Genomic DNA, 10951 nt, shown 5'->3' on the forward strand with positions numbered 1-10951 from the left:
CCCATAATGCGTGCACTGGCGCGACATCCGACGCCATTCATGGCCATATCAATGATTTTCTGGTGCGTACCGGGCTGAGAGGCGGTGTAAGTGAACTGTAGTTGCCATGTTTTACGGCAATGAGAGCAGAGATAACGCTGATGTCCGGCAGTGCTTTTGCCGTTACGCACTACGCCTTCAGTAGCGGAGCAGGAAGGACATCTGATGGAAATGGAAGCCACGCACACCTTAAAATCACCATCATACACTAAATCAGTAAGTTGGCAGCATTACCGAGTTGTCCATTGTATTATTGGTGATTTATGTTGCTTTACATTAATGACAGTGATGTGTGTCGATTAAATATTGTTTTAAGCATTCATCATAAAAATGTATCATTCGTTTCAAAAGATGTCTGTGTTTGTATGAATATATTATTTTCGTGGATTCTAATGATGATTATTAATAAATGTCAAATATGAAAGAAACCATGTCTGGGAAAAAATTTACAGATAATTTATTGTATGAATATGATGATTAAAATTTCACAATTAAATCCGAAAAAAAGAGACGTAACTGCTTGTTAATTAATAAATGATATCTTCTATATATTTTTATTGTTTATAGGTGGCTATTTCGGTAAAAATGCATTTTCAGAATATCAACCAGCGGTAAATCGACGTAAAGGGAGTGAATTGTTTGGTAATTAGGCGAGTAGACAGGAGAGTCCCCGCATTGACCAGCTAAGGCAAGCCAGATGCGGGTTGATATGATCGAACCAGTCGTCTGAGGCGCTTAAAACGCAGTCTTAGAGAATCCAGCCATCTCCTGCAGGCCCATTTCACGGCCCAGCGCGGTCATTGGGTGCACAACCACCAGTCCGCGAACACTTTTCTTCAGCTTGCCCATATCAGCCTGCTCTTTTTTGGTAATTGCGCGCTGAAACGGCATCTTCATCAGCTTCTGTGCTTCTTTACTCAGTTTTTGGCTATGAACCTCACGCAGGCGAGCAATTTCTGCTTCCAGCGTGGCTTTCTCTTTTTCCAGCTCGGCATATTTGTCTGCGGCTTCAACCAGCGACAGATCGGCCTGCTGGTGGCGGATGGCGTCCAGGCGATCGCTGAGACGTTTGATTTCGTTTTTTTCGACTTCTTTCATGTGATGGCTTCTGATAAAGATAAATTTATAGCCCCTAGTATGCGCGACCAGGTGCTTTGTTCACAACTGATGACATTGTAATAGTTCTGCAACGTAATCATTAACATGCTCAAAAACTACGCAATTCGTTGATTAATTAAGAAATCTATAGAAAAAAGATAATAAACAGCAGCGGATGATTATTGAGGATTCAGCACGTTTTCCTTAATGTCATCTTTACCGGGAACCTAAACTAAAATTGGTGGCCGCGCATTCCCGGCGCGGGGTAATACGGAGATATCATCATGGGCAAATTAGGTGAAAACGTTCCGCTTCTTATCGATAAAGCCGTAGATTTCATGGCATCAAGCCAGGCGTTCCGGGAGTATCTGAAAAAACTTCCTCCCCGTAACGCGATTCCGTCCGGAATACCCGATGAAAGCGTGCCGTTATATCTACAACGTCTGGAGTATTATCGTCGGCTTTATCGGCCGAAGCAGGTAGAGGGGCAGTAAGCAGACGTTGCTTACTTTTGAAAGGCTTTTTTTAAGCTGATTTTGGAAATCAGCTCAGTCAGTGAAAGGACCATTGTTGATCGCACAGCCTGTTGATAGCGCTGAATTTGCATTGCATACAAACTGGAGTCTGCTGGTTCAAACTGTGGCGGCGGTGGTAACGCCGCCACGCAGTGCAGTTCACCAAAGGGTCCAAGGATTTCGTCGTCGGTAAAGGCGTACTCGTTGCCGTCGTGATTTAGCTCTTCACGCAATGCCATCAGCAGTTCCGCATCTTCGTATTCCTGGCGGTTAATGACGCCCAACCCGTAAATGAGTTTTAAACGCACAGAAAGATCGCCCAGCGGACCGTCGCCGTCGAGTAACGGTTCTACAGCATACTTCACCGCGTAATCGTCTTTGCGGAATACCTGAAGCACCAGAAGATTTACCGCCTCGGTCAAAAGCTCGACGGCGGTGATCAGAAAGCTTCGCACGGTTTTGCCAGCATTCAGACGCTCAAGCACACGGTTTTCAAAGGCCTGGGTTTGTTCCATTGTTGCCTGCATATCTGACAATCTGTTATTCGGGCGCAGGGTGTCCTGCGCCTGGTCCACCATTATTGCATTGCTTTATAAGCGGTTACCGCCTCGGATACAACCTCACTGTTGGCATCAAGACCGGAAATCTGTGCCAGCGCCGCCTGCGGACCTTTGTCAGCGATCAGTGCTGCCAGTTCCTGAGCCTGCGGATCATCTTCACTGCGGAAGTGCATTGCACCAGCAATCCCCTGAATCAGATTCTTGTGCGGAAGGCTGTATTCCAGCGTACCGAGCAGTGGCTTGATCAGACGGTCGCCAGCACTCAGTTTACGCAGCGGCTGACGGCCTACGCGCTCTACATCATCTTTCAGATACGGGTTCTCAAAACGACCGAGGATTTTCTGGATGTACGCCGCATGTTTGTCTGCGTCAAAGCCGTAGCGCTTGATCAGTACCGCACCACTTTCTTCCATCGCACCTTTTACCACCGCGCGGATTTTCTCGTCGAGAATAGCGTCACGAATGGTCTGATGACCGGCCAGTTTTCCGAGGTACGCGGTTATAGCATGACCCGTGTTCAGGGTGAAGAGTTTACGTTCGACAAATGCCATCAGGTTGTCGGTTAACTCCATGCTTGGGATGTTCGGCAGTGCGCCTTTGAACTGCGTTTTATCGACAATCCATTCGCTGAAAGTTTCTACCGTCACTTCCAGCGGATCGTTAGTTGCCGAAGCCGAAGGCGGTACGATGCGGTCAACGGCGGAATCGACAAAGCCAACGTGTTCTTCTACCCACGCTTTGGCGTCTTCCGGCAGGGCGTTCATCACATGGCCTTTCAGCTGCGTGGTACCGCGTACCATGTTTTCACAGGCGATGATGTTCAGCGGGGATTCATTACCTTGTTCTTTGCGTTTCACCAGCCCTTTGGCGATAGCCGGAGCAATACGTTCCAGCACAACCGGGCCAACGGCGGTAGTGACTAAATCGACCTGAGCAATCAGATCAACGACATCATCACCAATGCTGCTGACAGCATTGACGCCGGAAACGGTATCTACCTGCTCGGTTTCACCAACCACATGAACCTGATAGCTATGACGGGCATTCAGGGCATCAAGTACCACCTGATTGACATCGGCAAACGTCAGTTGGATACCCGCGTCTGCCAGCAGTTTACCGATAAAGCCACGACCGATATTACCTGCGCCAAAATGTAATGCTTTCATAGTATTAACCTTCATCAATGTTTTTACCCGAGAGGGCTGGGGTGAGGCTTTTCCCTCACCCAAACCCTCTCCGTGAGGAGAGGGGCAGCGCCGGATGCGGCGTAAGCGCCTTATCCGGCCTACAAGAACGTGCAAATTCAACAAATCGTGATGCATCCTGTAGGCCTGATAAGCGTAGCGCATCAGGCAATTAACCCCACCTTCTCCATGTGGAGAGGGTGGGATTGGATTACTTACGACCTGCCAACAGTTCCAGCACTTCATCCACGCTGGTGGTGTGTGCCAGACGCTCGATGACGGACTCATCATCCAGTGCATTGGTCAGGCTGGTGATAACCTGAATGTGCTCGTTGTTACGGGCTGCAATACCAATCACCAGACGGGCAATGTCATCTTCCTCTTCACCGAAGCGCACGCCTTCCGGGTACTGGCAGAACACCACGCCCGTTTTCAGTACGCGATCTTTCGCTTCAACCGTACCGTGTGGCACCGCGATAGACTCACCCAGATAAGTCGGGGTCAGTTTTTCACGATCCAGCATCGCCTGAACGTATTCCGGCTCAACGTAACCGCCTTTCACCAGCTGCTCGCCAGCAAAACGAATCGCTTCTTCTTTGGTTGCTGCTTTGCGACCGAGGAAGATGTTCTCCGCGCCCAGTTTGAACAGGTTAGCACTGGAATCGTCAAAGCTGTCTTTCAGACTGTCTTTCACTTTCACTTCGTTTTCAGTATGGCGCTGGGCAGCAACCAGACGTTCGGTTAGGCTGGTGTACAGGCCGCTGTCGAGGAAGTTGGTCAGCGAAATATGCTGTGCCTGCGGAACCTGGCGCATAGCGCGTTCGGTCAGGTCACGGTGAGTGATGACGAGGTCCACATCTGGCGGCAGGTTGTTGATCGCGCTGTTAGTGACCGAAATCTGCGACAGACCTGCATCCTGAATTTTCTTACGCAGCACGCCTGCGCCCATCGCACTTGAACCCATACCGGCATCACAGGCAACGATGATTTTACGTACGTGGCTCAGGTCGTTAGTCACATCGCCCGCAGACAGCGGAGATGTGCCTTTAGACTCAGCTTTCATGTCCTGCATACGACGAGTTGCTGCTTCAATATCATCTTCTTCTTTCACTTTGCTGGTTTTCAGCAAAATAGCAGAGACAACGAAGGAGACAGCCATCGCCGCACACACACCCGCGATGTTAGCGAAATAAGCCCCTTTTGGTGTCATCGCCAGTACAGCAAGGATAGAACCCGGAGATGCCGGAGAAACCAGACCACCGCCCAGGATAGTCAGCGTGAACACGCCAGTCATACCGCCGAGGATGACTGCGAGGATCAGACGCGGATTCATCAGCACATACGGGAAGTAGATTTCGTGGATACCACCCAGGAAGTGGATGATTGCCGCACCGCCCGCAGACTGTTTAGCGCTACCACGACCAAAGAACATGTACGCCAGCAGCACGCCCATACCTGGACCTGGGTTAGCTTCAATCAGGAAGAAGATTGATTTACCCAGTTCATGGGACTGCTGAATACCCAGCGGCGAGAAGATACCGTGGTTAATGGCGTTGTTGAGGAACAGGATTTTCGCCGGTTCAACAAAGATAGACGCCAGCGGCAGCATGTCATGGACAACCATGAAGTTAACGCCCGCAGCCAGCATTTTGGACAGGGCTTCAACAATCGGGCCAATGCCGAGGAATGCCAGAATAGCGAGGATCATCCCGATGATGCCTGCGGAGAAGTTATTCACCAGCATCTCAAAACCGGATTTGATCTTACCGTCTACCCAGCGGTCGAAGTGCTTAATGCACCAGCCGCCCAGCGGACCTGCAATCATAGAACCGAGGAACATCGGCATGTCTGCGCCGACGATAACGCCCATGGTGGTGATGGCACCGACTACGCCGCCACGTTCGCCGCCTACCAGCTTACCACCGGTATAACCGATCAGCAGCGGCAGGAGATAAGTGATCATCGGCCCGACCAGCTTCGCCAGCGTCTCGTTCGTTAACCACCCTGTTGGAATAAATAACGCGGTGATGATACCCCACGCGATAAACGCGCCGATATTTGGCATCACCATGTTGCTGAGGAAACGACCAAAGCTTTGCACTTTGATCTTAATATCGGATGACATAAAAACACCCCTTCTTATGTTTGCTGTCGCGCAGGCTGGAAGCCCGAGGTTTTTTGTTAATGTGGCGGCAGAGGTAGCCGGACCTTGTAGATACTGCGAAATCTGGCACTGAATCGGTTAACTGTCCAGTCGACGGCCTTTTGTGTGATATTAATCACATAAATATAGGAGGTAGAGAGGTAATTGACGTGACGTTCATCACAAAACGCTTGTGTAAAAAAGCAACAAGGCGGCGATTTTCGCTAAAAATGGCATTTAAATGTGAGTAGTATCACATTTTTGTTTTGATGGTTTGTTGAATCTTTGTGATCTGAATCACAAGATATTTTCTTACGGCGTTCACCTGATGTGATCTACAGCATGTTATGCCTTCGTCATACAATCGTTATGTAACTAAGCAACTCATCACCTCTAAAAATTATTCTTTGGTGTTATGGCGAGAATCGCGAACCCGGATTATTGTCAAAATATCAGCCTGACTCCCTTCTGGCTGCCAGCCCAAAAACAACACTGATAAACGTGAATCCGAGGCAGATATGTTTCTAAACTATTTCGCGTTGGGAGTGCTGATCTTCGTCTTTCTGGTGATTTTTTATGGAATCATCGCGATACATGACATCCCTTATCTGATTGCCAAAAAGCGCAATCACCCCCATGCCGACGCTATTCATACGGCGGGCTGGGTGAGCCTGTTTACTCTGCATGTTATCTGGCCGTTTCTGTGGATCTGGGCGACGCTCTATCAACCGGAGCGTGGCTGGGGTATGCAGTCACATGTTGCGTCGCAGGAGAAAGCGACTGACCCGGAAATCGCCTCACTTTCTGACCGAATTTCCCGGCTGGAGCATCAACTCGCCGCCGAGAAAAAGACTGACTATTCCACGTTCCCGGAGATCTAATTATGGATCTATTGATTGTTTTAACTTACGTGGCGCTGGCGTGGGCGGTCTTTAAAATCTTCCGCATTCCGGTAAATCAGTGGACGCTGGCGACGGCGGCGCTGGGAGGCGTGTTTCTGGTGAGTGGTTTGATTTTGTTGATGAACTACAACCACCCTTACACTTTTACCGCGCAAAAGGCAGTGATAGCGATCCCTATCACGCCACAGGTGACGGGAATTGTTACTGAAGTCACTGACAAGAATAATCAGCTTATTCAAAAGGGCGAGGTGCTTTTTAAGCTCGACCCGGTTCGTTACCAGGCGCGAGTTGACAGACTTCAGGCTGACCTGATGACGGCGACGCATAATATAAAGACGCTGCGTGCGCAGCTCACTGAAGCGCAGGCCAACACCACCCAGGTTTCAGCGGAGCGCGACCGTCTGTTTAAAAATTATCAACGTTACTTGAAAGGCAGCCAGGCGGCGGTGAATCCGTTCTCGGAACGTGACATCGACGATGCGCGGCAAAATTTCCTCGCGCAGGATGCGCTGGTGAAAGGCTCGGTGGCGGAGCAGGCGCAGATCCAGAGCCAGCTCGACAGTATGGTTAACGGCGAGCAATCGCAGATTGTGAGCTTAAGAGCGCAACTTACTGAAGCAAAATATAACCTTGAGCAGACTGTCATTCGCGCGCCGAGCAATGGCTACGTTACTCAGGTACTGATCCGCCCAGGTACATACGCAGCTGCCTTGCCGCTGCGTCCGGTGATGGTCTTCATCCCCGAGCAAAAACGGCAAATTGTCGCCCAATTTCGGCAAAACTCGCTGTTACGTCTGAAACCCGGCGATGATGCGGAAGTGGTGTTTAACGCGCTACCTGGGCAGGTGTTTCACGGCAAACTGACTAGTATTTTACCTGTCGTGCCAGGCGGTTCTTATCAGGCGCAGGGGGGATTGCAATCATTAACGGTCGTGCCCGGCACGGACGGTGTGCAGGGAACCATTGAACTGGACCCTAACGATGATATCGATGCCTTACCCGACGGCATCTACGCCCAGGTGGCGGTTTACTCCGACCATTTCAGCCATGTTTCGGTGATGCGGAAAGTGCTGCTAAGAATGACCAGCTGGATGCATTATCTTTATTTGGATCATTGAGGGGGAGGGGGGAGATTATGGAACTTTGCTCCTTGTAAGGACTAATTATTTTTGCATATTACTTCATTAGCTGCGATGATTTTTCTTTAATATTCATTATGTTAATAAGTTCTGGATGAGTGTGCTCTCATTGGATTTTTTATCCGTCTTGTTCTGCCGCAGGATGAGACTATACATCGTCGAGATCGCAATGATGATATGAGTTGTTCCTCCTGCGACGGCTCTAATCAAAAAAGAGCAGGAGTGCTTTTCCATCTATTGCGATGATGGCTTTATTATCTGAAGGATGACAGTCACATTTAAAAAATATTTAATCTATAGATCACAATGTAGGGTCATGGAATATATGTATACAACTATTTTCTTCTTCACTTTTAATTATCGTATTCATTATAAAACTAAGTTAAAAAAACTCCTGGAGAGTGAGTTATTAATATATTTTTAAATAAAATTAAGTTATCATTCATCGATGCATTTTATAGAATCATCAATGGCCATAATAGTACTATTAACTCTCAATTTTATATTTTTATCATCACTACAAATATTAACTGAATTTATATCAATGATTTTTTTATTCTTATCTTTTATTTTATTTACTGTTTCAATGCAATCAGCGGCAAGTTGGAGTGGATTTAGATTTTTCAGATATGGTCTTATGATCTTTCCCTTACTTAATAAATAGCATGTATAGGATTCGGAAAGTCCAGCATCTATTTTGTACCTCATTATATTAGATAAGGATGTGAGAAATTCCTTGTTATCATTCGCAGCCATATATGCCAGTCCGAGTTCAGCCTCTGCGGCCTTACAGGCAAAATAGCTTAGTGAACACGCTTTTCGTTCCTCTTTAGTACTGGCTGATATTAGTGCCCATAATATTGCTTTGTCTGCCAAATCTAACTCTCTCTGAAATTGTCTTGCAGTAACTGCACTCGCAGAAATAGAGAAAAAAATACAATTGTTAATAACCTTGCCATATTTTTTTAGTCCGTAACTGTTAATGTGCTATCTGGCTCTGAAAATATTAACTCATTTAATTTTTGCATGTCATTAGATAAACCAGTTATACAACCCTCGGAACAGAATCGAGGTCCTAAAGACGGACCAAAAGCGTTTAAACAACTATGTATTGAAAATCCATTGCGATTATAAGTTCCTGTATTAACTGACGGTACTAATCGTATGCCGTCAGGTTTTCTATTGCTTGCTCCCGGGTCATTAACATTCCAACTCCATAGGCCTTGAGGTATTGGCCATCTATTTATAAATGTGTACAACGGGGATTATTTTTACATTGCATATTATTACCAGAAGCGACTGGAATACTAAGCACATCATAAAAATTATCATCACATGGTATATCTGAAACACACGAAAGCATACCTAAAGTTATGCTGTATAAACAGGTGGCTAATCCCAAGGGGATCGATTCCAGAAATCGGGTTCAACGGATACTGATAAAAATTCCACCTACCTTCCAGCCCAATCGGAGCCTGAGTGTTATACCGCCCCTGCTGCGGTTAATGTTACCGATAATAGTTATAGTACAGCCCTGATTCATCATCATACTACTGCTGCGGCAGTCTGATGAACTATTGCTTTTACGGATTCTCCTTATTCTTCCTTCTATCCATTCGCTTTAGCTTTTTGAGCTCTTGAAGTTTGCTCTTTGCATCAATATTACCGTTATTTACAGCGAATTCCATCCAATAAATAGCTCTATTCAAATTATAATATTCTGATAATGTTGGATTTGTATCTGATAAAAAGACCCCATAATTAAACTGCGCTGTAACATTCCCCTGAGATGCTGATCTTTCCAAGAATCGCAATTGTTTATCAATATTATTTTTAGTAAAGCAGTAATATTGATATAGTCGAAATGATGCCTCTGAATCACCATGTTGTGATTTATACTTCAGTTTCATCAGCTTTTCTTCACTTAAATCATAGGTCATTGCTGTAGATCCCATCACACTTTCGTTTTCTTTTATTTTCACATCAGCACCATGCAATTGATCAATAAGAGAAAAATAAAAAAATAGTAACAAGCATGCTTTCATACATCTACAACCTATCTTATATCACTGGGTTTTTCTGGCGTACCTTGCATATTAGAAATGGGGTGCCCAGATGGCCCATATGTTATCCAATTACCAAGGTCTTTTGTTGTTATAGCCATTAGATCCTTATTTGAATTAAGGTTCGTTGGTGCTGTTAGCACTGTATCCATTTTTAACTTACCATTAGTTCCTCGCCCCCACCACGTCCATAGCGTGTCAGGTCCTATTACATTTGTATGTAACTCTTTAGCTAATTGGCTAGCAAATGAATTTTGTCCTTTACTTGTATTACAAGAAAATAACCAAACTGTCATCCCATCTTTATAATTCCCATCAAATTTAATTAGATATGCTAGATCTTTAGCTGTCATGATACTGCGCGTTGCGGATTCAATAGATGTGGGGGTACCATGCCCCCCGATTGTGAAAACGCCTGGGATATTAATCTCATCAGCTACAGAATGGATAAGATCACTTTCGGGGTATAAATTTATATCAACCAAACCTTGCGGATCTACATTTATGACCGGATTCAACGGATACTGATAAAAATTCCATCCCCCCTTCAGCCCAATCGGATCCTGAGTGATATACCGCCCCTGCAGCGGGTCATAATAGCGGTGGCGGTTGTAATACAGGCCGGACTCCTCATCATACTGCTGACCCGGCAGGCGAATGAGCTGCTGCAGATGATGCGGGTTCTCATCACTCAGCAGGTTGCTCCATTCATCATATTCTGCGCACCACGCTGTTGCCCCTTCCGTGCTGATGAGCGCCAGCGGCAGGCCGCGATGGTCGCAGTGGTACAGGTGGATTTTTCGCGCCGGCGTGTACACCGGGTCCATCTGGCTTTGCATCTGCGCCACCGTCAGGCCGCACGATGCCAGCCAGCGGCGGCTTTCCTCACTCACCCGGTCAGCCAGGATTTCACTTTCCAGCCGGTCGAGCATCTGCACCAGCACCGGCGGGAACACCACACTGCCACCGTCTTCGCCGCCGGACTGCTGAAGGGTATCCGCCAGGCTGCGGCGCTGCGTTTTCGCCAGCTCACCGGTGGCGGTTTCAACTCTGATGAGTGGCGTGAAGCTCCCCGGCTGATAAATCGTCTGGATGCGGCTCCTGTCGTTCTGTATTGTGGTCAGCCGGTCGCCGTCCCAGCCGTACCAGGTCACTTCCGGTTTCCGTGACAGCGACATCCAGCCCGTCAGGTCACGTTCACGCCGCCACACCCGTTTTGCCACCCTGCGGCCCAGCGGGTCGTAAAGATAGCGACTTTCGACCAGCGGCTCTGCATATTGTGTCCGCGTGTAGTGCACCAGCCGGTGC

At 47.3% G+C, this 10951-nt stretch carries 10 protein-coding genes and 2 pseudogenes; 3 read left to right on the plus strand and 9 right to left on the minus strand.

What is annotated here, in order from left to right; translation table 11 throughout:
- On the minus strand, window positions 1-221 hold a 221-nt coding region (locus BHE85_RS04340), incomplete at its 3' end, for an IS1 family transposase (protein WP_005004670.1).
- A 553-nt stretch (window positions 222-774) separates the two neighbouring features.
- Complete coding sequence (locus tag BHE85_RS04350; protein WP_039064313.1) at window positions 775-1137, minus strand: YibL family ribosome-associated protein; 363 nt, start codon at window positions 1135-1137, stop codon at window positions 775-777.
- A 284-nt stretch (window positions 1138-1421) separates the two neighbouring features.
- Here BHE85_RS04350 and yibT point away from each other — a divergent pair, with 284 nt between their 5' ends.
- A complete protein-coding gene (gene yibT / locus BHE85_RS04355; protein ID WP_000517100.1) occupies window positions 1422-1631 on the plus strand; it encodes a protein YibT in 210 nt (69 codons plus the stop codon).
- An 11-nt stretch (window positions 1632-1642) separates the two neighbouring features.
- Here the strand turns inward: yibT and mtlR are convergent, their stop codons facing one another.
- From mtlR to mtlA, 3 genes are all read right to left on the minus strand, one after another.
- Window positions 1643-2230 carry a mannitol operon repressor MtlR gene (mtlR, locus tag BHE85_RS04360; protein WP_000228269.1) on the minus strand — a complete coding sequence of 196 codons (588 nt, stop codon included), beginning with the start codon at window positions 2228-2230 and terminating at the stop codon, window positions 1643-1645.
- The gene (gene mtlD / locus BHE85_RS04365) at window positions 2230-3378 is read right to left on the minus strand and encodes a mannitol-1-phosphate 5-dehydrogenase (RefSeq protein WP_000645426.1); all 1149 of its coding nucleotides are present in this window, start codon (window positions 3376-3378) and stop codon (window positions 2230-2232) included. Before mtlD ends, mtlR begins: the two co-directional genes overlap by 1 nt.
- A 229-nt stretch (window positions 3379-3607) precedes the next feature.
- Window positions 3608-5521 (minus strand): PTS mannitol transporter subunit IICBA, encoded by a 1914-nt coding sequence (gene mtlA, locus BHE85_RS04370; RefSeq protein WP_000093299.1) that lies wholly within the window; start codon window positions 5519-5521, stop codon window positions 3608-3610.
- Window positions 5522-6057: 536 nt separating this feature from the next.
- On the opposite strand from mtlA, the gene BHE85_RS04375 reads away from it, so the two are divergent.
- Window positions 6058-6420 carry a DUF3302 domain-containing protein gene (locus tag BHE85_RS04375; RefSeq protein WP_000479626.1) on the plus strand — a complete coding sequence of 121 codons (363 nt, stop codon included), beginning with the start codon at window positions 6058-6060 and terminating at the stop codon, window positions 6418-6420.
- Window positions 6421-6422: 2 nt separating this feature from the next.
- Window positions 6423-7559 carry an HlyD family secretion protein gene (locus tag BHE85_RS04380; protein ID WP_000364931.1) on the plus strand — a complete coding sequence of 379 codons (1137 nt, stop codon included), beginning with the start codon at window positions 6423-6425 and terminating at the stop codon, window positions 7557-7559.
- Window positions 7560-8018: 459 nt separating this feature from the next.
- On the opposite strand, the pseudogene BHE85_RS04385 reads toward BHE85_RS04380, so the two are convergent.
- The 4 genes and pseudogenes from BHE85_RS04385 to BHE85_RS26925 all read right to left on the minus strand — a co-directional run.
- A pseudogene (locus BHE85_RS04385) lies at window positions 8019-8539 on the minus strand (Imm57 family immunity protein).
- Window positions 8540-8911: 372 nt separating this feature from the next.
- Window positions 8912-9130: pseudogene (locus BHE85_RS28340) on the minus strand (RHS repeat-associated core domain-containing protein); the annotation flags it as partial.
- Between the two features lie 33 nt (window positions 9131-9163).
- Window positions 9164-9625 carry an SEL1-like repeat protein gene (locus BHE85_RS04400; RefSeq protein WP_000642485.1) on the minus strand — a complete coding sequence of 154 codons (462 nt, stop codon included), beginning with the start codon at window positions 9623-9625 and terminating at the stop codon, window positions 9164-9166.
- Between the two features lie 11 nt (window positions 9626-9636).
- Window positions 9637-10951, minus strand: a 1315-nt coding sequence (locus BHE85_RS26925) for an RHS repeat domain-containing protein (protein WP_094190951.1), incomplete at its 5' end; no start/stop codon positions are given.

Source organism: Shigella sp. FC1567, assembly GCF_001743015.1.
GTDB classification, from domain to species: domain Bacteria; phylum Pseudomonadota; class Gammaproteobacteria; order Enterobacterales; family Enterobacteriaceae; genus Escherichia; species Escherichia coli.

What these genes read in the sequence shown, in the direction of transcription:
- BHE85_RS04350 (WP_039064313.1), bottom strand. Translation starts at nt 1,137, where the DNA reads ATGAAAGAAGTCGAAAAAAACGAAATCAAACGTCTCAGCGATCGCCTG.
- yibT (WP_000517100.1), top strand. Translation starts at nt 1,422, where the DNA reads ATGGGCAAATTAGGTGAAAACGTTCCGCTTCTTATCGATAAAGCCGTA.
- mtlR (WP_000228269.1), bottom strand. Translation starts at nt 2,230, where the DNA reads ATGGTGGACCAGGCGCAGGACACCCTGCGCCCGAATAACAGATTGTCA.
- mtlD (WP_000645426.1), bottom strand. Translation starts at nt 3,378, where the DNA reads ATGAAAGCATTACATTTTGGCGCAGGTAATATCGGTCGTGGCTTTATC.
- mtlA (WP_000093299.1), bottom strand. Translation starts at nt 5,521, where the DNA reads ATGTCATCCGATATTAAGATCAAAGTGCAAAGCTTTGGTCGTTTCCTC.
- BHE85_RS04375 (WP_000479626.1), top strand. Translation starts at nt 6,058, where the DNA reads ATGTTTCTAAACTATTTCGCGTTGGGAGTGCTGATCTTCGTCTTTCTG.
- BHE85_RS04380 (WP_000364931.1), top strand. Translation starts at nt 6,423, where the DNA reads ATGGATCTATTGATTGTTTTAACTTACGTGGCGCTGGCGTGGGCGGTC.
- BHE85_RS04400 (WP_000642485.1), bottom strand. Translation starts at nt 9,625, where the DNA reads ATGAAAGCATGCTTGTTACTATTTTTTTATTTTTCTCTTATTGATCAA.